Here is a 24,897-nt window from a genome sequence, read left to right as displayed (position 1 = left end):
CCCGTCCGGCCCGCCCGGCGGGACCGGGTGACCGCACGGGGCCGGTGTCAGTGGCCGGCGACGGGGTCGAGGGCCAGTGCGGCGAAGGTCGCCAGCCAGTGGTCGGTGGTGAAGTCGCCGCGCTCCACCGCCGGCAGGCCTGCCGCGAGATGGGCCTCGGCCGCGGCGCCCAGGCGGTCGCGGACCGGGCCGTCGGGCAGGGCGCCCGCGACGGAGCGCAGCGCGGCCGCCCTGGAGAGGGCCAGCCCCAGCAGATGGCCGATCTGCGGGTCGGCGTGGTCGGAGACGACCGGTACGTCCAGCAGCGCGCAGGGGCCGCCGGTGCGCAGCGCGGGCAGGAAGCGGTCGAGCCACGCCGCGAAGCCCTCCCGGGGCAGCACCCTGCGCATCGCGTCGGCCTCGCTCAGGGCCGGGGACAGGAAGTCCTGTCCCGACGGTTCCCAGTGCGCGGGCGCGTCGTGGTCGTCGGCGAACCAGGACAGCAGGCGCTCCCGTACGGCCTGGTCGGTCGCGGCGGACAGCTCTCCCGAGTCGAGCGCGAGGCCCAGCGCGAACGCGCTGTTGGGATGGTTGCCGTGGCGCACCGGGTACGTGGCCTTCGGCAGCCAGTCGGCCAGCAGCCGGTCCACGACCGCCACGGCCGGGGTCAGGGCCCCGGTCCAGCGGGCGCCCGCCTCTCCCCCGTGTGCCCGGCACTCGGCGGCGAGCGCGAGCAGCCAGGCCCAGCCGTAGGGCCGCTCGAAGGAGGGGCGGTCGCGCAGGTAGGCGGCCTCGACGGCGAGGTTGTCCGGGGTGAGGTGCCGGTCGAGCACCTCGACGGCCGGCCCGGTGTCCACCAGCGCGGGCGTGCCGCCGTGGCGGCGCAGCAGGCGGACGAGCAGCCAGTGCATGTGCACCGAGGAGTGCCAGTCGTAGGCGCCGTAGAAGGCCGGGTGCAGGGAGCTCGGCTCGGTCCGCTCGTCGGCGGAGGCGGTCAGGTGGGCCGGGAAGTTGGGGTACTCGCGGGTGATGTTGGTGAGGGCGAGGCGGGCGAACGCGGTCGCGTGGGTGCTGAGCGGCATCAGTGGGTGGCTCCTCCGGTCACCTTGAGGTCGTGGCCCGCGGGGGTGCGGGCGGCGGTGGCCAGCAGGGCGCGCAGGCCCTGGGCGACGGTGGCGGGCGGCAGGGACGGCGCATGGCCGTCGGTGACCTGTTCCGGCGCCCAGGGGACGTGCACGAAACCGCCCCGGACGTGCGGGAACTCGGTGGCGATGAGGTGGCCGAGTCCGTAGGCCACGTGATTGCAGACGAAGGTGCCGGCGGTGTGGGAGACGGCGGCCGGGACTCCGGCCTCGCGCATCGCGGCCACGCAGGCCTTGACGGGGAGGGTGGAGAAGTAGGCGGCGGGGCCGCCCGGCACGACGGGTTCGTCGATGGGCCTGCGTCCCTTGTTGTCGGGGATGCGGGCGTCGTCGATGTTGACGGCGACGCGTTCGACGGTGACGCCGGGGCGCCCGCCCGCCTGGCCCAGGCAGAGCACCAGGTCGGGGCCGGCCGCGCGGACGGCGTCGCGCAGGGCGTCGAGGGACTCGCCGAACACGCAGGGCAGTTCGACGGCGGTGACGGAGAGCCCCTCGGGCGGTTCGGCGGCCACCAGGGACGCCGCCCGCCAGGACGGGTTCACCTCCTCGCCGCCGAAGGGGGCGAAGCCGGTGATGAGGACGCGGGTCAAGGAACTTCCTTACGGGGAGGGTGCGGGCCCGGCGCCGGTTCGCGGCGGGTCAGAACGCGAAGACCGCCATGATCACGGTGCAGCAGACGAGGAGCGCGAGCCCCGTGGGGAGCTGGGCCTTGATCGGTCCGTACTGGTCCTTCAGTTCGAGCAGGGTGGCCGGGACGATGTTGAAGTTGGCGGCCATCGGCGTGCAGAGGGTGCCGGCGAAGCCGGCGAGCATGCCGATCGCCAGGACGGCGGGCTCGTTGCCGTGCATCTGCTGGATCAGCACGGGCCAGCCGATCGCCGCGGTCATCACCGGGAAGGCGGCGAAGGCGTTGCCCATGATCACGGTGAACAGGAACATGCCGACGCAGTACGCGATGACGGCGAGGTACTTGGAGTCGTCCGGAAGGACCTCGTTCACCAGGTCCCCGACCTGGTCGCCCACGCCCGCGGCGGCGAAGATCGAGCCGAGCACGGCCAGGAGCTGGGGCAGCAGCAGGGCGGAGCCCATCGCCTCCAGCATGGAGCGGCCGGAGTGGACCGGAACCGAGACCTTCTTCTCGCCGGTGACGGCCATGCCGACGACCAGGGCGGCGACGCAGCCGAGGCCGAGTCCGAGGAGCGTGGCCTTGCCGGTCTCGAACAGGCCGGACTCGTCCAGCACGGAGGCGCAGACGATCGCCACGAGGGGGATCGTCAGGGCCGGGATGAAGATCTTGTTGCCAAGCCTGGCAGCGGAGGCCTCCCGCTGCTCGCCGGTGGTGGTGACCGGGACGCCCTTGCCGAGGAAGTTGAACCCGGCGAGCACGATCAGGGCGAGGACGGCGACGCCGAGCGGCTCGGCGGGCAGGGTCCAGCCGCCGTTGTCCGCGGTGGCGTTGGCGACGCCGGTGCCGTAGGGGAAGGTGAGTCCGAGCAGGCCCCAGAAGGCGGCGGACGTCCACCGCTTGGGGTTGCTGCGGTCACCGGCCATCTGCACGGCCATGACGACGAAGACGAGGCCTATCAGCCAGTACAGCCATTCGACCTTGATCACTTCTCGGCCCCCTCGGGAAGCGGCAGTTCGTGCTCGGCCTTGGCGAGCGCCATCTCGCGCTCCAGTTGCCGGTCCATGAGCAGCAGGCGGGCGCCGTGGATGAAGAAGGCGCACACGGCGAGCGGGATCGCCCACAGGGCGAGCTGGACCGGTTCGATCTCCTGGTGGTACGTGGAGTTGACGAAGCCGGTGATCAGGAGGATGGAGCCGATCGCGATGAAGCAGTCCTCTCCGAAGAAGACGCCCACGGTGTCGGCCGACGCGGAGTAGGAGCGGACCTTCTCGCGCAGGCGGTCGGGAAGCTTCGCGCCCGTGGAGCGTTCGGCGGCGGCCTCGGCCATGGGTGCCACCAGCGGCCGCACGGTCTGCGCGGGGCCACCGATGCTGTTCAGGCCGAACGCCGCGGTGACCTGGCGGACCAGCAGGTAGACGGTGAGGAAGCGGCCGGCGCTGAGCTTGCCCAGGCGGCCGATGAGAGTGCGGGCCTGCTCGCGCAGGCCGTAGCGCTCCAGCAGGCCGATCACCGGGAGCACGATGGCGTAGACCGTGACCGAGCGGCTGTCGGCGAAGGACCGGCCGAAGGCCGCGAGGACCTCCATCGGGTCCATCTTGCCGAGCAGTCCGGTGACGATACCGGCGACACCCACCACGAGGACGGGGTTGCGGCGCGTGACGAATCCGAGGATCACCACGACCACACCGAGCAGAACGATCATTCGGTGGCCTTCTTCAGGCATCGGGGGCAGGACACGGCCCCGGGAGCTGCTCAGTCGGCGCTTCGGCGGTCTCGGACCGCCACCCGGGTACGTGGTAGATGCACGGACACTAGACGATCGTTCAACGATCTAACAAGAGGTGACGGCTAGATCCTCGACTCTTGTGGAATCGTTCAACAATCCATTACGTTCAGGGCGTGATCGACCTCAACGCAGACCTCGGTGAAGGCTTCGGCCGCTGGACCCTCACCGACGACGACGCCCTGCTCTCCGTCGTCACCAGTGCCAACGTCGCCTGCGGATTCCACGCGGGCGACCCCTCCGTGATGCGGCGCGTCTGCGACCTCGCCGCCGAACGCGGAGTGCGCATCGGGGCCCAGGTCTCCTACCGCGACCTCGCCGGCTTCGGACGGCGCGCCATGGACGTCCCCGCGGAGGAACTGGCCGCGGAGGTCGCCTACCAGATCGGCGCCCTCAGGGTCTTCGCCGAGGCCGCCGGGGCCGAGGTGGCCTATGTGAAGCCGCACGGCGCCCTCTACAACCGAACCGTCCACGACGACGGGCAGGCCCGCGCCGTGGTGGCGGGCGTGCGTCTCGCGGGCGGATCGCTGCCCGTGCTCGGACTGCCGGGCTCACGGCTGCTCGCCGCCGCGGGGGACGCCGGCCTCACCGGCGTCCCCGAGGCCTTCGCTGACCGCGCCTACACGCCCGGGGGCACGCTCGTCCCGCGCCGCGCGGCGGACTCGGTGGTGACGGACGGGGACGCGGTGGTGCGGCGCGCGGTGGCGTTCGCGGTGGACGGCGCCGTCGAGGCGGTGGACGGGACGACCGTCGCGGTCGCCGCCCGCTCCCTGTGCGTGCACGGCGACACCCCGGGCGCCGCCGGGATCGCGGCACGGGTGCGCGAGGCGCTGGAGGCGGCCGGGGTCGGGGTCGGGGCGTTCGCATGAGCGGCACCCCGGCGTCCACGCCTGCCTCGCCGCGCACGGACCGCGCCCCGGTCTCCACGCTCTCCGCCCCACCGCTCACCGACCGCGCCCCGGTGTCCAGGCCCCCCGCCCCTCCGCTCACCGACCGCGCCCCGGCGTCCACGCCCCCCGCCCCACCGCGCACGGACCCCACCCCGGCGCTCACCATCCGTCCCGCCGGGCACCACGCCCTGCTGGTCGAGCTGCCCGACGCCGAGCGCACCGCGGCGTTCCACGCGGAGCTGCTGCGCCGCCGCGCGGCGGGGACGCTGCCGCCGGTGGAGGAGATCGTGCCCGGCGCCCGGACCGTGCTCCTGGACGGGGTGCCGGACCCGGAGGCGCTGGCCCGCCGGATCGCCGGCTGGGACATCGCACCGGGGACGGCGGACGACGGGGAGACGGTGGACATCCCCGTGCGCTACGACGGGCCGGACCTGTCCGACGTGGCGGCCCTGTGGAGCGTCGCCCCGGGCGAGGTCGCCGGCCTCCACTCGTCGCACACCTACCGGGTCGCGTTCTGCGGCTTCGCGCCCGGCTTCGGCTATCTCACCGGGCTGCCCCAAGCCCTGCACGTGCCGCGCCGGGCCACCCCGCGCACCCGCGTCCCGGCCGGGGCGGTCGCGCTGGCCGGCCCGTACAGCGCGGTCTACCCCCGCTCCACGCCGGGCGGCTGGCAGCTCATCGGCACCATGCCGGACCCGGGCGAGCTGTGGGACCCGGCGCGGGAGCGGGCGGCGCTGCTCACCCCGGGGACCCGCGTGCGCTTCGTCCCGGTGCCGGACGAGGAGGGCGCGGCATGACGGCCGGGCTCACGACGGTGCGCGCCGGCGCCCTGACCACCGTGCAGGACGCGGGCCGGCGCGGCCATGCCCACCTGGGCGTCCCCCGCTCCGGCGCGCTGGACGCGGACGCCATGCGGCTCGCCAACCGGCTGCTCGGCAACCACCCCGACGCCGCCGTCCTGGAGACCACCCTGACCGGCTGCGCCCTGCGGCCCGACCGCGACGTCACCGCCGTGGTCGGCGGCGCCCCCTGCCCGGTGACGGTGAACGGGCGGCCTGCGCCCTGGGGCGCGCCGGTACGGGTTCCGGCGGGCGCCGTTCTGGACGCGGGAGCCGTCACCGCGGGCGTGCGCGCGTACGTGGCGGTCGCGGGCGGCATCGCCGTCGAACCGGTGCTCGGCAGCCGCTCCACCGACCTGCTCTCCGGGCTCGGCCCGCGGCCGCTGCGCGACGGCGACGTCCTGCCCGTGGGAGCCCCCGCCGGGCAGGTGGCGCCGCCCGTCGCCGCGCCCTGGCCCGGACCGCCCGCCGAGCTGGTCCTGCCGGTACGCCCCGGCCCGCGCGCCGACTGGTTCGCCCCGGCCGCGCTCGGCACGTTCACCGCGGCGACGTACCGCGTCTCCCCGCACAGCAACCGCATCGGCCTGCGCACCGAGGGGCCGGCGCTGCGGCGGGCGACGGAGGGCGAACTGCCCAGCGAGGGCATGGTCCTCGGTGCCGTGCAGGTCCCGCCGGACGGGCGTCCCGTGGTGTTCCTGCACGACCATCCGACGACGGGCGGCTACCCGGTCATCGCGGTCGTCGCCGAGTCCGCCCTCGCCGCGGCTGCCCAGGCGGCGGTCGGGACGCCGGTGCGCTTCACGTTCGGCTGAGGCGGCCCGTACGGCGTGCGGACATGCCCGGGCCGGGTCAGCCCGCCCCGTCCGCGGCCGTGGTGTCCGTGGGCCGGCCCGCGACGGCCGGACGGCGCGCGTCGCCTCGTCCGCCCAGCCGGGCGAGGGTCAGGGTCACGGTGATGGACGCCGCCGCCATCAGCGTCATCGCCGTCGCGGGCGAGGTCACCTGGGCCAGCGCGCCCGCCACGACGGCGCCGACGCCCTGCAGGGCGGTCATGCCGGTGGCGTGCAGGCCGAGGGCCTGCCCGGTGAGGTCGTCGGGGGTGAGCGCCATCAGCCGCTCCTGGAGGACCAGGCTCGCGGCGAAGCCGACGGAGGCCACGGTGACGGCGACGGCCGACAGCGCCACTCCCGGCCGCAGCACGAAGAACAGGTAGGGCGCCGCCAGCAGCAGGCGCAGCGGGGTGGCGAGCCGGGCACGCACGGCGGGCGGCACCAGGCGGCCCACCGCCAGGTCACCGGCGAACATGCCCAGCGCCCCGCACGCGTACAGCGTCCCGGCGGCCTCGGGGGCGTAGGAGACGTAGAGCGAATCACTGCCGACCACGAGACCGTTGGGGACCCACAGCCCGAGGTACGTCAGGCGGCGCGGGCGCGAGGACCACAGGACCGCGTTGGTGCGCCAGGTCGCCGAGACCGACGGGCGGCCGGAGGACCGGGGCGGGCGGGCCGTGAGGCCGAGCCGGGTGACCAGGGCCGACAGGGCGTACAGCGCCGCCGCGAGGAGCAGACAGGACCGCGGGGACAGGAGCGTCAGCAGGGCGCCGCCCGTCGCGAACCCGGCGACCTGCGTCAGGCCCCAGAGCATGTTGTAGACGGAACGGCCCAGTACGTAGCCGTCCTTGGACAGGATCTCGTTCAGCAGCCCCCCGCGCACTCCGCCGCCCAGCGACGCGACCAGGCCCTGGACGAGCACGACGGCGAAGACGCCCCAGACCGGCAGGCCGGGCAGGGCCAGGACCGCGGTGCCCGCCGCGAAGGCGAGGGAGAGGCCGCACAGGGCGGCGCGCGGGGGCAGGCGGTCGGCGCCCGAGAGCAGGAACGCGCCCCCGAGCAACTGCGCGAGCTGCGGGCCGAACATGCTGACCGCCGACAGGAAGGGGGAGCCGGTGGCCCGGAAGACCAGCGTGCCGAGGGCCAGGCCGCCGATCGTCTGGGCCGCGGCGGAGCCGGCGAAGGAGAGCAGGAACGGGGTGAACTCCGGGGTGCGGAACAGGGTTCGGTAGCTGCGCATGCGCCGCAGTCTCGGCGCGGCCGGCGGGCCGTGGTTACTGTTTCGCCGACACGCGAAAGGTGGGTGAGGCATGGGCCTGTGGCAGATCGGCACCGACACCCTGGCCCGCAGCCGGTTCGTGCTCTCCCCGTTCGCCGAGACCTTCGCCGGCCTGAAGCTGCTGCACACCGGCACCGGAGCGCATCCGGGCGAGGAGTCCTGGCTGCGCGTCCACCTGCCCGGCTACCGCGCGCGTCTCGCCGCCGACCCCGTGTCCGCGCCGCTCGTGCGGGCGGCGCTCGGCACCTCCTGGATCGCCGACTTCTTCTGCCCCACCTCGTGCGAGGGGGAGAGCTTCGAGGAGACCCTTGCCCGGGTGCGGGCGGCCGGGGCCGGGCAGGCGCGGGCCGACCTCCGCGTGTCCCTGCGGGGGCGGTTGCCCGCCGTCCTGGAGCGGGACGACCTGCCCGAGCGGGCGGCGGCGCTTCTGGCGTACGTGTGGGAGGAGACCGTACTGCCGTACTGGGAACACCGGCGGCGCGTCCTGGAGGCCGACGTCGTCGCGCGTACGGCGCGGGTGAGCCGGGGCGGCTGGGCGGCCGTGCTGGACTCGCTCCAGCCGGGGGTCCGGTGGCTCGGGGAGAGCCGGTTCCAGGTCAACGCGCACGCGAATCCACCGCGCCGGATCGCCGCCGGCGCCGAGCTGCTGTTCATGCCGGTGACGCCGCGGACCGGGTGGGTGTCGTGGGAGGGAGGGGAGCGCTACGCCGTCGTCTACCCGTGCCTCGGCGTGCTCGCCGGCGACCACCACCGCCGGCCCGTCCCCGCCGCCCTCGGGGCGCTGATCGGCACCGCCCGGGCCGGAGTGCTCGCGCTGCTCGAAACGCCCCTGAGCACGACGCAGTTGGTGGCCGTGACCGGGCAGGGCCTGGGGTCGGTGGGCCGGCATCTGAGGGTGCTGCTGGACGCGGGACTCGTGGAGCGGCGCCGGTCCGGGCGGTCGGTGCTGTACGTCCGGACGGCGGCGGGCGAGGTCCTCGTGGAGGCGTCCGGCACCGGCGGCGGGCGGGCGTGACGGGGCGCGTGGCGTGGTGCGTGCGGCAGGTCTGCGCGCGTCCGTCGGCGTACGCCCCGGCGCAGCGCCCGGGCGCGAAGGATCACGACGGGATCTCGGCGCCCACCGCGCCCCTGCCCGGTGAACAGGCGCGTGACCTGCGGGGACTTCGGCCGTTTACGTGAGTGGGCCGCTGTTTGAGCCCTTTCCGGACACCGTCGTCCTCACAAGGAGCACCCCCCGCAATGACCGTCCGTCGTGTCTTCCGGCGCGTTGCCGTCGCCGCCGTGATGTCCGCCTCGCTGCTGACGGCGCACTCCCCCGCGCAGGCGGTGGAGCTGCCTCGCGCCTGCCAGTCGGCCCTCCTGGAGTTCCAGGGCAAGTTCCCCGTCCAGCAGTTCACGGCCCCCGACAAGGCCAAGAACGCCCTCCTCGACGAACTGGCCGCGCTCGGCGAGGCCGACCAGCAGGCGTTCACGGAGACCGCGTGCGCGGCCTGGAACACGTGGGCCACCGCGAACGGCGCGGCCGTGGCACGGGACCTGGACAGCCGCTACCAGACCACCGACGGCCTGGTCTGCACGAAGTTCACCACCGCCGCCATCGGCACGTTCAAGAAGTACTCCCCGACCCTTCCCACGGAGACCCGTGGTCTGGAGACCGTGGCCAAGAAGGTCTGGAGCAAGGCCATGGAGAAGCTGTCCGTCGAGGCGACCAACGCCACCTGCCGGCAGTCGTACGGCAATGTGAAGGCCGGCTGGTAACGGAGCCGTCGCACGGGGAGCGGCACGCGTGCCGTTCCCCGTCCCCCGGCGGCCCCGCCCCACGAGGTACCCGGCTACGAGGGGCACCTCGTCCCCTCTGCAACGCCCTTTGTACGCCACCGTGTTGACACCTCGGCGATCACTCGTACGCTACGTTCCGTGACACGACGCATACACGCGATCCTCGCGGCCGGTGCGGCTCTCGCGCTGGCCGCCACCCTGACCTCCTGCGGAGGGGACGAGGGACCCGGCGCGGTGGAGAAGGACCTGGCCGAGCGCTGCGGCGGGCGGATCTCCGCCGGCTCCCTGGATCTGCGTTTCGAGGAGGGCACCGAGGCCGAGGCCCAGGGCGCGTGGCACAAGGACGGCCGCGGCCAGTGCCGGGTGAGTGCCAACGACGAGCGCGACTGGTGGACGCCGTTCTCCATGGAAGTCACCGTCGGCGACAGCGCGGAAGCGGTCGAGGCCCTCAGACGCCGGTCCTGCGCCACCACCCGCGACGATCCCGGTCTGTACCTCGGCTACGCCGACGGAGAAGGGTTCTGCTCGGCCTATCTGAGCCGGGGCGAGAGCGCCGGCTACCAGGCACGGGGCTCCGTGGGCCGGTACTTCGTCGACATCCGCCTGCCCGGCCGGCGGCCCGGCCTGCCCGGCGACCCCGAGAAGAAGGCCCGGGAGACGTTCTCCAGGGTGATGGACGACCTGCGCGACTACTACAAGGTCTGACACATCCTGGCCCGGAACTATGTTGTCCCACCACATACGCCCCTGACCTGCCCGTTCCTACGGTATGGCGACACGCAAACGTCCCCGTCGAACGTCAGGAAGTGGTGCCGATGTCGTCGCCCGCGACCGCTCCGCCAGCCCCGAACAACCTCAAGCGCATCGTCGCCGCCAGCCTCATCGGCACCACGATCGAGTGGTACGACTTCTTCCTCTACGGCTCCGCCGCCGCCCTCGTCTTCAACAAGCTGTTCTTCCCGGACTCCGACCCGCTGGTCGGCACCCTGCTGTCGTTCCTGACGTACGCCGTCGGCTTCGCCGCGCGTCCGCTGGGCGCTCTGGTCTTCGGCCACTACGGAGACCGGCTCGGGCGCAAGAAGCTGCTGGTGCTGAGCCTGCTGATGATGGGCGGGGCGACCTTCGCGATCGGGCTGCTGCCGACGCACGCGACCGTCGGCACGGCCGCTCCCGTGCTGCTGACCGTGCTGCGGCTGGTCCAGGGCTTCGCGCTCGGCGGTGAGTGGGGCGGCGCCGTGCTGCTCGTCTCCGAGCACGGCGACGCCCGGCGCCGCGGTTTCTGGGCGTCGTGGCCGCAGACCGGCGCGCCGGCCGGCCAGTTGCTGGCGACCGGTGTGCTGTCACTGCTGACGGCCGTGCTGTCGGACGCCGCGTTCACGAGCTGGGGCTGGCGCATCCCCTTCCTGCTCTCCGGCGTGCTCGTCATCGTCGGCCTGTGGATCCGCCTGTCCGTCGACGAGTCCCCCGTCTTCAAGCAGGCGCTGGCGAACGCGGAGGCGCGCAAGACGGGCGCCGAGTCGCTGCCGCTGGTCTCCGTGCTGCGCCACCACTGGCGCGACGTGCTGATCGCGATGGGCGCCCGCATGGCGGAGAACATCAGCTACTACGTCATCACCGCGTTCATCCTCGTCTACGCCACCACCGCGGCCGACGTCTCCAAGCAGACCGCGCTGAACGCGGTGCTGATCGCCTCCGCCGTGCACTTCGCGGTCATCCCGGCCTGGGGCGCGCTGTCGGACCGGATCGGCCGCCGGCCCGTGTACCTGCTGGGCGCGGCCGGGGTCGGGCTGTGGATGTTCCCGTTCTTCGCGCTGATCGACTCCGGAAACTTCGGCAGCCTGCTCCTCGCGGTGACCGTGGGCCTGGTGCTGCACGGCGCGATGTACGCGCCCCAGGCGGCCTTCTTCTCCGAGATGTTCGCGACCCGGATGCGCTACTCCGGTGCCTCCATCGGCGCCCAGTTCGCGTCGGTCGCGGCGGGCGCCCCCGCGCCGCTGATCGCCACCGCGCTGCTGTCCGAGTACGACAGTTCGACGCCGATCTCCCTCTACGTCATCGCCTCGGCCCTCCTCACGCTGGTCGCCGTGTGGGTGGCCAAGGAGACCCGCCACCGCGATCTGAGCGACGTCGCTCCGGCGGACCGGGCCGCCGAGGAGCCGGCCGACTCCCCCGCCACCGGTGCGCGTACCGCCTGACGCCTCCCCGCCGCCCGACCCCCGTACGCCCTCGCGTGCGGGGGTCAGTGCTGTGCGGGGCCCGACAACCGGTGGAGTCTGAGGGCCAGTTGTATCTCCAGGGCGCGGGCGGGGCTCTGCCAGTCGTCGCCGAGGAGGCGGCCGACGCGTTCGAGGCGCTGGGCGACGGTGTTCACGTGCACGTGCAGCTCGTCCTTGGTGCGGGCGGGGCTCATGCCGCAGGCGAAGTACGCGTCGAGGGTGCGCAGCAGTTCGGTGCCGCGCCGCTCGTCGTACGTCACGACCTGGCCGATGGTGCGGTCGACGAAGCCCGCGATGTCCCGGTCGCCGGCGAGCAGCAGACCGAGGAAGCCGAAGTCCTCGGCGGCGGCGCCGTCCCCGGAGCGGTTCAGCAGGCGCAGCGCGTCCAGGCAGCGTCTGGCCTCGGCGTAGGCGGCGGCCACGGCCTCGGGGCGGGCCGCGAGATCCCCGACGGGGGCGGAGGCGCCGACGGTGACCGCTTCGTGGACGGCGGTGCCCAGCGCCCGTGCGGTGCGGCGGGCCAGGTCCGTCGCGGTGCCCCGGGCGTCGAGGGGCAGGAGCAGGACGGTGCCGCCGTCGCGGGCGGCGGCCAGTCCGTGCCGGGTCGCGGCGAGGTGGGAGGCGGCGGCCCACAGACGCCGGCGGGCGTCCGCCTCCTGGTCGGCGTCCGGCGCGGTGGCGTCGAGGCGGGCGGCGAGGACGACGTGCGTGGCGTCGAGGTCGGCGCGCAGCCGGGCGGCCCGGTCGCGCAGCAGGCGCGGGTCGCGGTCGCGGGCGTCGAGCAGGTCGTCGAGCAGTTCGCCGCGTACGCGCTGCTCGGCCTCGGCCGCCGAGCGCCGGGCGAGCAGCAGCAGGGAGGTGACCATCGCCGCGCGTTCCAGGGTGAGCTGGTCGACCGGGTCGAGTCCGGGGTGGCCGCGCAGCACGAGGGCGCCGAGCAGTTCGCCGCCGGCGGAGACCGCGGCGATCCAGTCGTCCTCGTGCCGCACCGCGTGTCCTTCGGCGTGGGAGGACTCCAGGGCCCCCGCGGGTGCCGCGGCGGCCTCGGTGAACTCGACGGTGCCCGCGAGGACCTGGGAGACCGCGGCGGCCACGTCGTGGACACCGCCGCCGCGCAGGACCAGTTCGGCGAGCCGGTCGTGGACGTCGGAGGCGCGTTCGATGACGCCGCTGCGGTCCCGGATGATCTCGTTGGCCCGTTCCAGCTCGGCGAGGGCCGAGCGGGTCTCGGCGAGCAGGTTCGCCGTGTCGATGGCGGCGGCCGCGAGGGCGGCGAAGGAGCCGAGCAGGGCGATCTGCTCGCGTTCGAAGACCCGGGCACGACGGTCCGCGGCGAACAGCACGCCGATGACGTGGTGCCCCAGCATCAGGGGGACGCCCAGGATCGCGACGAGTCCCTCGTCCCGCACCCCCGCGTCGATGTTGTGGGTGTGCTGGAAGCGGGCGTCCTTGAAGTAGTCGTCGGTGACGTAGGGCCGGGCGGTCTGCGCGACGAGTCCGCCGAGCCCCTCCCCCATGCCGAGCCTGAGCTGCTGGAAGCGCGCCGCGACCGAGCCCTCGGTGACCCGCATGTAGGTGTCGCCGCGGGCCGGGTCGTTCAGGCTGAGGTAGGCCACGTCCGTACCGAGCAGCGAGCGGGCCCGCTGCACGATCGCGCGCAGCACGGCGTCCAGGTCGCGCAGCCCGGCGAGGTCGTGGGCGGTCTCGAACAGCGCGGACAGCTCGGCCTCCCGGCGGCGTCGGCCCTCCAGCTCCGAGCGGACGCGCAGGGCGAGCAGCTTGGCCCGTTCCAGCGCGGCGATCCGCTCGGCGGGGCCGCCCTCCGCGCGGGCGAGCAGCACCGGCTGCTCGTAGGCGTCGGCCGAGGCGCCTCTGGCCAGCAGTTCCAGGAAGGGCGTCTCGGCCTCGCCGGGCGTTCGGTCCGCGGCCCGCGGGGAGGGCGCCCGGGCGCCCGGGTCGAGAGGCTCGGCGGACTGCGCGTGATCACGGGGCATGGACACAGGATCACCCATCGCACGGTCGTCCCGGCAGCCCTGTGGACAACCTCGGCCGCCGGGACGGCACGGCCGGGCGCGCGGGCCTTCCTGCCGCTCAGTGCGCGGTCCAGCCGCCGTCCAGGACGAGGGACGTGCCGGTGACGAACGACGCCTGGGGGGCGCACAGGTACGCGACGGCCTCGGCGACCTCCTCCGGTTCGATGAGCCGGCGGACCGCGCTGTCCCGCAGCAGTACCTCGGACAGCACCTGCTCCTCGGGGATGCCGTGCGCCCGGGCCTGGTCGGCGATCTGCTTCTCCACGAGCGGGGTGCGCACATAGCCCGGGTTCACGCAGTTGGAGGTGACGCCGTGTGAGGCCCCCTCCAGGGCGGCGGTCTTGGAGAGCCCCTCCAGCCCGTGCTTGGCGGAGACGTAGGCCGCCTTGTAGGCGGAGGCGCGCAGGCCGTGCACGGAGGAGATGTTGACGATGCGGCCCCAGCCCTGCCCGTACATGTGGGGCAGGGCGCCGCGGATGAGCCGGAAGGGCGCCTCCAGCATCACGGTGAGCACCGTGTGGAAGACGTCCGGCGGGAACTCCTCGAGGGGCCGCACCATCTGCAGTCCGGCGTTGTTGACCAGGACGTCGGTGCCGGCGGCGGCGTGCTCGGCGGCGTCCAGGTCGGTCAGGTCCAGGACGTGGGGTTCGACGGTGCCCGTGAGGCCGCCGGCCCGTTCGGCGAGCGCGTCCAGCCCAGCGGCGTCCCGGTCCACCGCTCTGACCTTGGCGCCGGCGGCGGCCAGCCGTAGTGCGCAGGCGCGGCCGATGCCGCCGGCGGCGCCGGTGACGAGGGCGGTGCGGCCACCGAGGTCGAGCGGCGTGACGTGCGGGGGCGGGAGGGCGCTGGACGAGGTCATGCCTTCGACCCTAGGCAGCGCCCCTGCCCCGCCCCATGTGGGCACGACCTATATTTCAGATGGAACCAGTGGGTTCGTACCATGCGGGTGCGTCGGCCAGCGCCTGCTTGATCCGCAAGTGCCCGAACTCCCCGAGGTCCGGCAGGGCGTCCACCGCGAACCAGCCCACGTCCAGCGACTCGTCGTCGTTGACGCGGGCCTCGCCGCCGACGGCACGGCAGCGGAAGGTGACGTCCATGAACTGGCAGACGTCGCCGTTCTCGTACGTGACCGGGTTCACGGCCTGGACGAGGACCAGCCGCTCGACGACGCACCGCACGGCGGTCTCCTCCTCCACCTCGCGCACGGCGCAGGCGGCCGGCTGCTCCCCGGGGTCCGGGATGCCTCCGATCAGCGACCAGCGCCCGTTGTCGGCCCGCCGGCCCAGCAGCACCCTCCCCTCGTCGTCGAAGACGACGGCGGTGACCCCGGGGAGCCACAGCAACTGGTGTCCGGCCGAGGCGCGAAGATCGCGGATGAAGTCGGGAGTAGCCATGCGCCCGACCTTAACGGGCCGGTGGGGCCGCTCCCGGCGACTTCACGGGGCGTGCGACGGGCGTACGGCTACACGTCACGGGCGCGCCGCCCGCGCACGCCGGCGCCGACGGCCCAGCCGAGCCCGCCGGCCGCCACCAGCACCAGGGCGATCTCCGGGGCGGTGCCCAGCCGGGTGGCGGGCGTCTCGGAGGACCGCAGCGGCACCTCCTGGACCAGGGAGTCCGCCACGAACATGCCGGTCTTCTGCGTGATCCGGCCGTCCGGCATGATGATCGCGCTGACGCCGCTGGTGACCGGCACGGTGACGGTCCGGCTGTGCTCCACCGCGCGGATGCGGGACATGGCGAGCTGCTGGTAGGTCATCTCGCTGCGGTCGAAGGTGGCGTTGTTGCTGGGCACGGAGATGAGCTGGGCGCCGTCGGCGACCTCGGAGCGCACGGCCCAGTCGAAGGCGGCCTCGTAGCAGGTGACGAGGCCGACGCGGGTGCCGGCCATGGTGAAGACGCCGGGTTCGGTGCCGCGGCTGAAGTCCCGGCTGACCATGGACGTCCACTCGTCGTTGATCGCCCCGATGAGCGAGCGCAGCGGCAGGTACTCGCCGAAGGGCTGGATCTGCCGCTTGTCGTAGGTGTCGACGGGGCCCTTGTCCGGGTCCCACAGGATCTGCTCGTTGAGCAGCTTGCCGTCGCGTTCCACGACGCCGCCGACCGAGACGGGCACGCCGACCGCCTTGACGGCCCGGTCGATGACGTCATGGGCGTCGGGGTTGGCGAACGGGTCGATGTCGGAGGAGTTCTCCGGCCAGAGCACGAAGTCGGGCCGCTCGGCCTTGCCCGCCTCGATCTCGGCGGCGAGGCGTTCCGTCTCGCGCGCGTGGTGGTCGAGCACGGCGCGGCGCTGGGCGTTGAAGTCGAGTCCGGCGCGGGGCACGTTGCCCTGGACGACGGCGACGGTGGCGGTGCCGTCCTCCGCCTCGTCGCTGACCAGCGGGCGGGCGGCCACGGCGGCCACGACGGGGACGGCGACGCTCAGCAGGGCCGCTGCCGCCGCTCCCCTCTTCACGGTGCGGGTGCGGCGGGTCGCCACCGCCAGGCGGACGGCCTCGTACAGGCCGAAGCCGCACAGGACGACCGCGAAGCCGAGCACCGGTGTGCCGCCGACCGCGGCGAGCGGCAGGAACACGCCGTCCGCCTGCCCGAAGGCGATCTTGCCCCAGGGGAAGCCGTGGAAGGGCACGCGCGCGCGTGCCGCCTCCCCGGCGATCCACACCGCGGCCGCCCACACCGGCCAGGCCGGCAGCTTCGACACCGCGGCGACGCCCGCGCCGACCAGCGCGACGAAGAGCGCCTCGATGGCGACCAGGGCGAGCCAGGGGCCGGGGCCGACCTCCACGCCGGTCCACACCAGCAGCGGCAGCAGGAAGCCCAGCCCGAAGAGGTAGCCGAGACCGAGGCCCGCCTTCCAGCCGCGTCCGCGCAGCACCAGGCCGAGGACGGCGAAGGCGGGCAGGGCCAGCCACCACAGGGTGCGCGGCGGGAAGCTGACGTAGAGCAGCACTCCGGAGAGCGCGGCCGCGGCGGCCGGATACAGCCGCGCGGCGAGGCGCGAGGCGGGTGTGGCCTGCGGCTTCAGCCGGTCCGGCTCGTCGACGGAGGTTGCGGTGACGGTCACCCCCCGGAGTGTACGGCGCGTGTCCTCGCCACCCGCATCGCGGTTCGGGGGCGCCCGGCCGTACGAGAGAACCGCCGCCTCCTCGGGTGGGGGCGGCGGTCCGCTCGTTCCGTCAGGCCCGGCCGGGTTGTCCGACGGGGCAACCGGTCACAGGGTCAGCAGGACGCGATGGGCGATGCTGTTGTCCCTGAGCGGTTTGAGCACCAGGCGCACGAGGACCAGGGCGTTGTCGTCGCCCGCGATCCGGTTGGCGCTGAGCTCGCCGCAGGACAGGCACTGGTGGATGATCATCCACTCGCCGTCGGGCCGTGCCGACACGCTCAGCGCCTCCATGCGCCCGCGGCAGTCCGCGGCCCTGTCGCCCGGGACCCGGCGGTCGACGTGCAGGCTGACCAGGCAGTTCGGGCAGTGGTTGCGGTGCGTGGTGCCGGGTGCGTCCAGGGACACGTCCAGCCGGCAGCCCACGCACCGGAAATCGTTCGCCCGGTGTCCTCCCTGGCGGTGGAGGACGTCCTTGTGCCGCTGCGGGCGCCGTGGTGCCTGAGCGCGCGTGCGGGGCTTTCTGCCGCGTCTTGGCATGATCGTCCCTCCTTCCGGCTCAGAGCTCGCCGAACACTTCGAGCGGGAAGGGCGGCTGCGCCAGTGGCCGTACGGCCATGCGCATCAGGATGAGCTGGTTGTCGTCCGTGCAGACCGGGTTGGAGGTCAGCTCGTCGCAGCGCACGCAACGGTGGACGACCATCCAGTCGCCGTTGCGCAGGACCGCGATGGCGATGGGGGACATCCGGCCGTGGCAGTCGCTCGGGCCGCCCTCGACGTGGTCGAGGACGTGCAGGGAGTGCAGGCAGGAGGGGCAGTGGTTGCGCCGTGTGCCGTCGCCGGCGGCGGCGGACACGGTCAGACCGCACCACGCGCAGACGAAGGTGCCGGTCAGGACGTTGCGGGGAGTGCTGGGGAGAGTCTTCTTGGTGCTGGACACCCGGAGTGCTCCTTGCTGAGTGGTCTGTGAGGACAGCAAGAGCAGGCCGAGCGGCCTCGACGAGGAGGCCCACCCCCGCGCCGCGGCATGAGCGCGGGACACGGTGGCGTGGGCTGGATCAGGACCGCCGAGAACACGTCCGGTCACCGGCCGGGGACGGCCTTCGGGGATCGGACGGTCAGACGGAGCGAGGCGCGCTCAGCGCGGGCCGGGGCATAAAGTCTCTTTTCCAGGGCGCGGCGCGCCCAGCGCAGGTCGACAGGACTCGCCGGGAGCCTAACCACGGCCCCGGCCCGCGTGCCAGCGAATTAATACGGGGGGTGAAGCCGTGCCCCGGGACCGTCAGAGCCGCACCATCACCTGCTCCAGTGCCTTGCGGCGGATGTCGGGCACCCGCGCGTCGTCGGCCGGGTAGCCGACCGGGATGACGTAGGCGGCGCGTTCCTCGGGCGGGCGGTCGCAGACGTCGTTGAGGAAGCGCATGGGGCTGGGGGTGTGCGTGAGGGTCGCCAGTCCCGCCTGGTGGAGGGTGGCCAGCAGCAGTCCGACGGCTATCCCCACCGACTCCTTCGTGTAGTAGGGGCGCGGGGAGCCGGGTCCCTTGTGGACCTCGAAGACCACGATCACCACGGGCGCGGTCTCCAGGAACGGCTTCCTCCAGTCGGTGCCGATCGGCGCCAGGGCCTGCAGCCACTCTGCGGAGGCGCGGCGGCCGTAGAACTCCCGCTCCTCCGCCTCGGCGGCCTCGCGCAGCCGGCGCTTGCGCTCGGGGTCGGTGAGGACGGCGAAGCGCCACGGCTGGACGTTCGCGCCGCTGGGCGCGGTGGCGGCGGTGCGGATCGCCCACTCGACCACGCCCTCGGGCAGGGGGCGGTCGGAGAAGTCGCGCACGGTCCGGCGGCGGGCCATCACCTCGTGGAACGTACGGGCCCGCGCCTCGGCCTCCCCGGCCGGTACGGCAAGCGGCCGGTGCGGAACAGTGGGGTGGGCGGGCGCGGCGGCCGGCGCTCCGCTCAGCTCATTGGTCTGGTCCATGGGGACAGCACAGCACGCCCGCCGGGCCCCGTAAACAGTGCGTCAGTGAGCGGGGCCGGGGGTTTTCGGACGCAGGCGGTCCTTGATGACCTGGACGGCGGCTTCCGCGTCGTCCACCGTGATGGTGAAGGTGTGGCCGTCCCACAGCCGCAGCACGACGCCCTCGCCGCGCCGTACGACGACGGCGGTGCCCTTCTCGGGCCGCCAGCGGTAGCCCCAGCCGCCCCAGTGGCGGGGGGTGACGTGCGGGACGAACTCGGCGCCGACCACGTGAGAGAGGGGGATGCGGCGGCGGGGCAGGCCGATGTGGCCGCAGCGCACCTCGAGGCACTCCTCGTCGACCCTGAGCGCGACGTGCACGAACGCCAGCGTGCCGAAGAGGACGAGCAGCCCGGCCGCGATGCAGCCGACGACGGCCATGGTCAGCGGGGCGATGCCGGACTCCCACGCCGAGTCGACGGCCAGCGCGATGCCGAGCGCCATGCAGGCGGCACCGATGAGCGCCAGCAGCCACTGGACGCGGTTGGTGGCTCGTCCGGTCCAGACGTCCGGTGCGGGGGTGCTCTCGCCGGGGCGCTGACTCATGGATATGAGGTTACTCAGGTTTCGCTGCGCGGGTACCTCGTCGCACAGGGTGACTGGGCCGAGCGGGCGTGAGGTCAGCCCGCGGGGGTGGCCGTCCGCATCAGACGGCCCTCCTCATAGGCCGAGGCGGGCGCCGGCAGGGTGCCCTCGCGTCCGCTCAGCAGCACGGTGAGGGTGCCCTCGGCCGGGGCTCCCGGGTCGGGCCTCGCACCGATCCGGCGCAGTGCCTGGGCGGCGACCGCCCCGGCGGAGCCGTGCAGGACCAGGCGCGGGCCTCCGGGGCGCTGCACGGCGGCCCGGATGCGTTCGGCGACGAGTTCGTAGTGGGTGCAGCCCAGGACGACGGTCGTCACGTCGCAGGGCGTGAGCGCCGCAGCGGCGGCGACGGCTTCGGTGATCGCCGTCTCGTCCGCGTGCTCGACGGCCTCGGCGAGACCGTGACAGGGCACCTCGGCGACCTCGGTGCCGGTGGCGAACTCCTCGATCAGTCCGCGCTGGTAGGGGCTGCCGGTGGTGGCGGGCGTCGCCCAGATGGCCACGGGGCCGCCGCCGGCCGCGGCGGGCTTGATCGCCGGGACGGTGCCGATGACCGGCAGGCCGGGCTCGAAGCGGGCGCGCAGGGCGGGCAGTGCGTGCACGGTGGCGGTGTTGCAGCCGACGATCAGGGCGTCCGGGCGGTGCTCGGCGGCGGCCTCGGCGACGGCCAGGGCCCGCCGGGTCAGGTCCTCGGGGGTGCGCGGGCCCCAGGGCATGCCGTCGGGGTCCAGGGAGAGGATGAGATCCGCGTCCGGCCGCAGGCGCCGTACCGCTGCGGTGGCCGCCAGCAGACCGATTCCGGAGTCCATGAGCGCGATCTTCACCAGGCCACGATAGACGATGGGCCCGCACACGCCGCGTCGTGGGGCAGACTGCGCACGTGAGCGCCGATGTGTGGACTTCCGTCACGACCGTCGTGTCCGCCCTGTCCCTCGCCGCCTGGCTGTGGCTGCTGCTCGCCCAGGGCTTCTTCTGGCGCACCGACGTCAGACTGCCCCGGCGCGCGGAGCCGGACGGGTGGCCCGCGGTGTGTGCCGTCGTCCCGGCGCGCGACGAGGCGGCGGTGCTCGCGGCGAGCCTGCCGTCGCTGCTCGCCCAGGACTACCCGGGGCGGGCGGAGGTCTTCCTGGTCGACGACGGCAGCACGGACGGCACCGGTGACCTGGCGCGAGACCTGTCCCGGCGGCACGGGGGCCTGCCGCTGACCGTGGCCTCGCCCGGGGAGCCGCCGGCGGGCTGGACGGGCAAGCTCTGGGCGGTGCGGCACGGGATCGCGCTGGCAGGCGCGCGGGAGCCGGAGTACCTGCTGCTGACGGACGCCGACATCGCGCACTCCCCCGACAGCCTTCGCCGGCTGGTGGCCGCCGCCCGCACCGGCGGGTACGACGTGGTCTCCCAGATGGCACGGCTGCGCGTCGAGAGCGCGTGGGAGCGGCTGGTGGTGCCGGCCTTCGTCTACTTCTTCGCGCAGCTCTACCCGTTCCGGCGGATCGGGAGGAGGGGGACGCGGACGGCGGCCGCCGCGGGCGGCTGCGTGCTGCTGCGCGCCGATGCGGCCGAGCGGGCGCGGATCCCCGACGCCATCCGGCACGCGGTCATCGACGACGTGGCACTCGCCCGCGCGGTCAAGGACAGCGGCGGCGGGGTGTGGCTGGGGCTGGCCGACGGGGTGGACAGCGTGCGACCGTACCCGCGGCTGGGCGACCTGTGGCGGATGGTCTCGCGCAGCGCCTACGCGCAGTTGCGGCACAACCCGCTGCTGCTCGCCGGAACGGTGGCCGGGCTGGTGCTGGTGTACCTGGTGCCGCCGGCGGCGGTGGCCGCGGGCGTGGCGGCCGGGAGCGCGGCGACCGCGGCGTGCGGGGCCGGCGCGTGGCTGGTGATGGCGGGGACGTACCTCCCGATGCTGCGGTACTACCGGCAGCCGCCGTGGCTCGCTCCGCTGCTGCCGTTCACCGCGTTCCTGTACCTGCTGATGACCGTCGACTCCGCGGTGCAGCACTACCGGGGGCGCGGTGCGGCCTGGAAGGGCCGCACCTACACCCGTCCGGGCGCCGTGCCCGACGAGGGCTGAGGACCCGCGCCGGGTGGCGTCACTTGCGGCCCGGGGTCCAGTTCATGCCCCAGCCGTAGGCGTGGTCGACCGTCCGCTGCGGGCTCACCCCGCGCTCGGGCACCAGGTAGCGGGCCTCGCGCTGGACGACCAGGTCGTTGCCGGTGTTGGTGATCAGCGCGAGGGCGCACACCGTCGAGGGGACCGTGCACTCGTCGAGGGAGAAGTCGATCGGGGCGCCGAACTGGGGCTGGAGGGTGACCGTGGCGTGCAGGTCGGCGAAGGAGCGCGCGCCCTCGTAGATGGTCACGAAGACGAGGATGCGCCGGAAGTCCCTCTGGTGGTCGAGGTTGACGGTGAGGTTCTCGCCGGCCGCCACGGCGCCGGTGCGGTCGTCGCCGTCGAGGTGGATGTACGGCGGCCGGTGCAGGGCGCCGAAGGCGTTGCCGAGTGCCTGGACGACGCCCTTGCTCCCGTCGCCGAGTTCGTACAGGCAGCACAGGTCGAGGTCGAGGTCGTCGTGCATGGCGACCGGGCGGCCGAGCTTGCGGGCCCAGCCCGAGAACTGCTTGCGCACCTGCCAGTTGAGGTTCACGCGCATGGCGCCCGAGGTGCCGCCCTGCTTGGTGAGGGAGACGGAGGGCGCGGCCTTGGTGAGCGTGACCTTGGTCAGGCGGACCGGGGGCGTGGCGGGCGCCGTCGCCGGGGGCGGCGGGGTGGCCGCGGGCCGCGTCACGGAGGGCGCGGCGGGCGGCGCGGCCGGGGGCGTGGCGGCCGCGGGGGCCGGGGGCGTCTGCTGCGGCTCGTCGACGGTGATGCCGTAGTCGGTGGCCAGGCCCTCGAGGCCGCTGTCGTACCCCTGGCCGACGGCGCGGAACTTCCAGGCGCCCTGCCGGCGGTAGAACTCGCCGAGCACGAAAGCCGTTTCGACGGTGGCACCCGGGTTGTCGAAGCGGGCGACCACGGTGTCGTGCGCCGCGTCGCGCACCTCGACGCGGAGGCCGGGGACCCGTCCGAAGGAGCCGCCGTCCGAGGAGGCGGCGACGACGACGGTCTCGATCTGGGGCTCCACGAGCGCGAGGTCGACCAGCAGGCTGTCGGTCACCTGACCGCCGGTGTCCCGCTTGCCCTCGTGGCGGACCGCGCCGGAGGTATGCGCCGGCTGGTTGTAGAAGACGAAGTCCGCGTCGGAGCGGACCTTTCCGCCGACCAGGAGCAGCGCCGAGGCGTCGGCGTCGGGCACACCGGGGCCGGACCGCCAGCCCAGTTCGACGCGCAGCGCCGTTGTCGGCACCGGGGTGTTCTGGCCTTTCGACATTGACATGTCCGCCCCCATCACGTGTCACGGCGCCGGGCCGGGCCCCGGCGGTTCCGTCGAGTTTCCCCGCCCAACCTATTCTCCCGTCCGCGCGGCGCTCGCGGGGAGTACCGAAGAGGTCCGGTCAACCACCGGTAACCCGCCTGGAACTTGGGCTTTACACCAAAAACACGTTTCACGCCGCCCCATTTCCCCGATTTCGCTCGGATTGGGGATGTCAGGTCACTGCGAGCACGGAAAACAACCCTCTTATCGGTCTCCCCAACCAGCACATCGTGGGCTTAACTTATGGCCATGACCTCCCCCCGCTCCTCTTATGGCGGCGGCTACTACTCCGCCTCGTTCCCGGACACCCCGATCTACGACTCGCTCGTCGCCGAGCGGGGCACCCCGCAGATCGCCCCGATCCGGGTTCCGGCCGCGTACGACGCTCCGAGCAGCCATCTGCCGGCGCTCCCCTCGGCCCTGCCCGCCCTTCCGGCGGCCCCCTCCCAGCCGGCCTACGGCTATCCGCAGCAGCAGATGCCGCAGCCCGCACCGCTCCAGCACGCGCCCGCCGCGTACATCCCGCAGCAGGCGAGCGCACCGCGCGGATACCCCGGCCCCCAGCAGCAGCCGCAGCCGCCCCGCCCGGCCGCGCCCGGCCCAGCGGGGTACGAGGCGATGCGTCCCGCGGCACCGCGGCCCGCCCCGGCGCCCTATCAGGACCCGTACAACAGCCAGCAGTACCCCGGGTACTGATCCGTTCCCCGGGGGTCCGGCGCCGCCTGGCACCATGACCCCATGGGGAACACGCGACTGCAGTCGATCCACGTCCATCCGGTCAAGGCGTTCCGGGCCCTCGCGCCCGGCCGGGCCGTGGTCGAGCCCTGGGGGCTGGCCGGAGACCGCCGCTGGATGCTGGTCGACGACAGGGGAAAGGTCGTCACTCAACGCGAGCAGCCGCGTCTCGCCCTTGCCGCCGCCGAGCTTCTGCCCGGCGGCGGCATTCGGCTCTCGGCGCCCGGACGCACACCGCTGACCGTGCCCGTGCCGCAGCCGGCGGAGACGGTCCCGGTGGAGATCTTCCGCGACAAGGTCGAGGCGGTGCCGGCGCGGGACGACGCCGCGCACGCCTGGTGCAGCGCCTACCTCGGGGCGAGGGTGCGGCTGGTGCACCTGGACGAGCCCGCCACGCGCCGGCCCGTCGACCCGCGGTACGCACTGCCCGGCGAGACCGTCTCCTTCGCCGACGGATATCCGCTGCTGCTGACCACGACGGCCTCGCTCGACGCCCTCAACTCCCTGATCGCCGAGGGCCGTCACGCGGCGGAGGGGCCGCTGCCCATGAACCGCTTCCGGCCGAACCTGGTCGTCTCCGGCACCGCCGCCTGGGCCGAGGACGGCTGGTCGCGCGTCACCGTCGGCGAGGTCGCCTTCCGGGTCGCCAAGCCGTCCGGACGCTGCGTGGTCACGACCACCGACCAGCACTCCGCCGAACGCGGCAAGGAGCCGCTGCACACCCTCGGGCGCCATCGCCGCATCGACGGCAAGCTGGTCTTCGGACAGAACCTGGTGCCGCTCGGGCCCGGCACGATACGGGTCGGCGACCCGGTGACGATCGCCGAGTGACGCACCAGACACGCCCGCATCCCCGAGGAGGGGAACCCGCTCCGCGGTCCCGGCGTTGGACTTCATGAGACGAGGATGAGAAAGAGGCGGCCGGGCAAGCCGAGTGAGGCACCGTCAGGTCCTGCCCGGCCGGCTCCGGGCCGGACGTGTCGACGGGGCCGCGGGAGCGGGAAGGGGGTCGGACGGTGCGGGCGATCAAGGGGCTCTGGCGCTGGCGTCACAACCCGCTGTGCCGCCCCACCGACCTCGCCGAGGGCTGGGTCGCGCTGGCCGCCCTGCTGCTGATCCTCACCCTGGCGCCCCTGACCGGCGTGCTCGTGGGCGGCGCGGCGCAGGACGCCCTTCAGCGGTCCGTGCGGGACCAGCACGAGTCGCGCCACCGGGTGACGGCCTCCGTCGTCCGTGAGCTGGAGCGGTCCGCGCCGGCCGTCGAGCCGGAGGTCGTCGTGGTCCCGGAGCGACGCAGCCGTGTCCTCGCCCGGTGGACGGCGCCGGACGGCTCGGAGCACCGCGAGGACGTCCTGACGACCCTTCAGGACCCCGCGCCCGGGGACCGGTTCCGCATGTGGACCGACGAAGGGGGCCGGATCGTGGCCGGCCCGCTGGACCCCGCCACCGCCACCACGCACGCGGTGACCGCCGGGGTCGGCGCCGCCCTGCTGGCCGCGGCCGTGATCGAGGGCGTGCGGCGGATATCCGTGTGGCGCATGGTCCGACGGCGCCACGACCGCTGGGGGCGGGAGTGGGACCGGGCGGGTCCGGACTGGGGCCGGACCGGCACCGGTAGCTGACGGGCCGCCTCCTCTGGTCAACTC

The 24,897-nt window shown here is 74.0% G+C and carries 26 protein-coding genes; 11 read left to right on the top strand and 15 right to left on the bottom strand.

Annotated features, from left to right (window positions below; translation table 11 throughout):
• Positions 1-47: 47 nt before the first annotated feature.
• The 4 genes from ACH499_RS26165 to ACH499_RS26150 are packed head-to-tail and all read right to left on the bottom strand — an operon-like array spanning position 48 to position 3,451.
• A complete protein-coding gene (locus ACH499_RS26165; protein ID WP_399018702.1) occupies positions 48-1,061 on the bottom strand; it encodes a DUF2891 domain-containing protein in 1,014 nt (337 codons plus the stop codon).
• Entirely contained in the window at positions 1,061-1,711 is a 651-nt protein-coding gene (gene pcp, locus ACH499_RS26160; protein WP_365597892.1) for a pyroglutamyl-peptidase I, read from the bottom strand. The genes ACH499_RS26165 and pcp overlap by 1 nt, the downstream gene beginning before the upstream one ends.
• A 49-nt stretch (positions 1,712-1,760) precedes the next feature.
• Positions 1,761-2,735, bottom strand: a complete 975-nt coding sequence (locus ACH499_RS26155; RefSeq protein ID WP_356201467.1) for a DUF979 domain-containing protein — start codon at positions 2,733-2,735, stop codon at positions 1,761-1,763.
• Complete coding sequence (locus tag ACH499_RS26150; protein ID WP_356201468.1) at positions 2,732-3,451, bottom strand: DUF969 domain-containing protein; 720 nt, start codon at positions 3,449-3,451, stop codon at positions 2,732-2,734. Before ACH499_RS26150 ends, ACH499_RS26155 begins: the two co-directional genes overlap by 4 nt.
• 197 nt (positions 3,452-3,648) lie before the next feature.
• On the opposite strand from ACH499_RS26150, the gene ACH499_RS26145 reads away from it, so the two are divergent.
• The 3 genes from ACH499_RS26145 to ACH499_RS26135 are packed head-to-tail and all read left to right on the top strand — an operon-like array spanning position 3,649 to position 6,073.
• Positions 3,649-4,401 (top strand): LamB/YcsF family protein, encoded by a 753-nt coding sequence (locus tag ACH499_RS26145; RefSeq protein ID WP_399018699.1) that lies wholly within the window; start codon positions 3,649-3,651, stop codon positions 4,399-4,401.
• Entirely contained in the window at positions 4,398-5,219 is an 822-nt protein-coding gene (locus ACH499_RS26140) for an allophanate hydrolase subunit 1 (protein ID WP_399018697.1), read from the top strand. Before ACH499_RS26145 ends, ACH499_RS26140 begins: the two co-directional genes overlap by 4 nt.
• A complete protein-coding gene (locus ACH499_RS26135; RefSeq protein WP_356201472.1) occupies positions 5,216-6,073 on the top strand; it encodes a biotin-dependent carboxyltransferase family protein in 858 nt (285 codons plus the stop codon). The genes ACH499_RS26140 and ACH499_RS26135 overlap by 4 nt, the downstream gene beginning before the upstream one ends.
• A gap of 37 nt (positions 6,074-6,110) precedes the next feature.
• Here ACH499_RS26135 and ACH499_RS26130 read toward each other — a convergent pair whose 3' ends face one another.
• Complete coding sequence (locus ACH499_RS26130; RefSeq protein WP_399018695.1) at positions 6,111-7,331, bottom strand: MFS transporter; 1,221 nt, start codon at positions 7,329-7,331, stop codon at positions 6,111-6,113.
• 70 nt (positions 7,332-7,401) lie between these two features.
• Between ACH499_RS26130 and ACH499_RS26125 the strand changes: the two genes are divergently transcribed.
• From ACH499_RS26125 to ACH499_RS26110, 4 genes are all read left to right on the top strand, one after another.
• Positions 7,402-8,385, top strand: coding sequence for an ArsR/SmtB family transcription factor (locus ACH499_RS26125; RefSeq protein WP_399018693.1), 984 nt, complete (start codon positions 7,402-7,404; stop codon positions 8,383-8,385).
• Between the two features lie 224 nt (positions 8,386-8,609).
• Positions 8,610-9,128: a hypothetical protein gene (locus ACH499_RS26120; protein WP_356201475.1), complete on the top strand. Its 519-nt coding sequence runs from the start codon at positions 8,610-8,612 to the stop codon at positions 9,126-9,128.
• Between the two features lie 159 nt (positions 9,129-9,287).
• Entirely contained in the window at positions 9,288-9,854 is a 567-nt protein-coding gene (locus ACH499_RS26115; RefSeq protein WP_399018691.1) for a hypothetical protein, read from the top strand.
• 110 nt (positions 9,855-9,964) lie between these two features.
• The gene (locus ACH499_RS26110; RefSeq protein WP_399018689.1) at positions 9,965-11,344 is read left to right on the top strand and encodes an MFS transporter; all 1,380 of its coding nucleotides are present in this window, start codon (positions 9,965-9,967) and stop codon (positions 11,342-11,344) included.
• Positions 11,345-11,388: 44 nt separating this feature from the next.
• Here the strand turns inward: ACH499_RS26110 and ACH499_RS26105 are convergent, their stop codons facing one another.
• The 9 genes from ACH499_RS26105 to ACH499_RS26065 all read right to left on the bottom strand — a co-directional run bounded on the left by ACH499_RS26105 (position 11,389) and on the right by ACH499_RS26065 (position 19,924).
• On the bottom strand, positions 11,389-13,359 hold the full coding sequence (locus ACH499_RS26105; RefSeq protein WP_399018687.1) for a helix-turn-helix domain-containing protein: 1,971 nt from the start codon (positions 13,357-13,359) through the stop codon (positions 11,389-11,391).
• A 97-nt stretch (positions 13,360-13,456) separates the two neighbouring features.
• Positions 13,457-14,257, bottom strand: a complete 801-nt coding sequence (locus tag ACH499_RS26100) for a 3-hydroxybutyrate dehydrogenase (RefSeq protein ID WP_356201481.1) — start codon at positions 14,255-14,257, stop codon at positions 13,457-13,459.
• 55 nt (positions 14,258-14,312) lie between these two features.
• Entirely contained in the window at positions 14,313-14,792 is a 480-nt protein-coding gene (locus ACH499_RS26095; protein ID WP_356201483.1) for an NUDIX domain-containing protein, read from the bottom strand.
• A 68-nt stretch (positions 14,793-14,860) separates the two neighbouring features.
• Positions 14,861-16,465 carry an apolipoprotein N-acyltransferase gene (lnt, locus tag ACH499_RS26090; protein WP_356201484.1) on the bottom strand — a complete coding sequence of 535 codons (1,605 nt, stop codon included), beginning with the start codon at positions 16,463-16,465 and terminating at the stop codon, positions 14,861-14,863.
• 147 nt (positions 16,466-16,612) lie between these two features.
• On the bottom strand, positions 16,613-17,044 hold the full coding sequence (locus tag ACH499_RS26085; protein ID WP_365597930.1) for an RNHCP domain-containing protein: 432 nt from the start codon (positions 17,042-17,044) through the stop codon (positions 16,613-16,615).
• Positions 17,045-17,063: 19 nt separating this feature from the next.
• Positions 17,064-17,444, bottom strand: coding sequence for an RNHCP domain-containing protein (locus ACH499_RS26080; RefSeq protein WP_365597933.1), 381 nt, complete (start codon positions 17,442-17,444; stop codon positions 17,064-17,066).
• Between the two features lie 342 nt (positions 17,445-17,786).
• On the bottom strand, positions 17,787-18,479 hold the full coding sequence (locus ACH499_RS26075; RefSeq protein ID WP_356201489.1) for a nitroreductase family protein: 693 nt from the start codon (positions 18,477-18,479) through the stop codon (positions 17,787-17,789).
• Positions 18,480-18,521: 42 nt separating this feature from the next.
• A complete protein-coding gene (locus ACH499_RS26070) occupies positions 18,522-19,064 on the bottom strand; it encodes a hypothetical protein (RefSeq protein WP_356201490.1) in 543 nt (180 codons plus the stop codon).
• Positions 19,065-19,138: 74 nt separating this feature from the next.
• A complete protein-coding gene (locus tag ACH499_RS26065; protein ID WP_356201492.1) occupies positions 19,139-19,924 on the bottom strand; it encodes an aspartate/glutamate racemase family protein in 786 nt (261 codons plus the stop codon).
• Between the two features lie 38 nt (positions 19,925-19,962).
• On the opposite strand from ACH499_RS26065, the gene ACH499_RS26060 reads away from it, so the two are divergent.
• On the top strand, positions 19,963-21,174 hold the full coding sequence (locus tag ACH499_RS26060; RefSeq protein ID WP_399018682.1) for a glycosyltransferase: 1,212 nt from the start codon (positions 19,963-19,965) through the stop codon (positions 21,172-21,174).
• A 19-nt stretch (positions 21,175-21,193) separates the two neighbouring features.
• Here the strand turns inward: ACH499_RS26060 and ACH499_RS26055 are convergent, their stop codons facing one another.
• Complete coding sequence (locus tag ACH499_RS26055) at positions 21,194-22,471, bottom strand: TerD family protein (RefSeq protein WP_399018927.1); 1,278 nt, start codon at positions 22,469-22,471, stop codon at positions 21,194-21,196.
• A gap of 294 nt (positions 22,472-22,765) precedes the next feature.
• On the opposite strand from ACH499_RS26055, the gene ACH499_RS26050 reads away from it, so the two are divergent.
• The 3 genes from ACH499_RS26050 (at position 22,766) to ACH499_RS26040 (ending at position 24,873) form a co-directional block, all read left to right on the top strand.
• Positions 22,766-23,212: a DUF6643 family protein gene (locus ACH499_RS26050; protein WP_356201495.1), complete on the top strand. Its 447-nt coding sequence runs from the start codon at positions 22,766-22,768 to the stop codon at positions 23,210-23,212.
• A gap of 42 nt (positions 23,213-23,254) precedes the next feature.
• Positions 23,255-24,082, top strand: coding sequence for an MOSC domain-containing protein (locus tag ACH499_RS26045; protein ID WP_399018680.1), 828 nt, complete (start codon positions 23,255-23,257; stop codon positions 24,080-24,082).
• Between the two features lie 185 nt (positions 24,083-24,267).
• Positions 24,268-24,873, top strand: a complete 606-nt coding sequence (locus ACH499_RS26040; RefSeq protein ID WP_399018678.1) for a hypothetical protein — start codon at positions 24,268-24,270, stop codon at positions 24,871-24,873.
• The last annotated feature ends 24 nt before the right edge of the window (positions 24,874-24,897 follow it).

The sequence above is a fragment of the Streptomyces sp. NPDC018947 genome, assembly GCF_044390505.1.
Classification (GTDB): domain Bacteria; phylum Actinomycetota; class Actinomycetes; order Streptomycetales; family Streptomycetaceae; genus Streptomyces.
The sequence above is the reverse complement of the archived record's forward strand: the minus strand, read 5'-3'. Positions and strand labels throughout refer to the sequence as shown.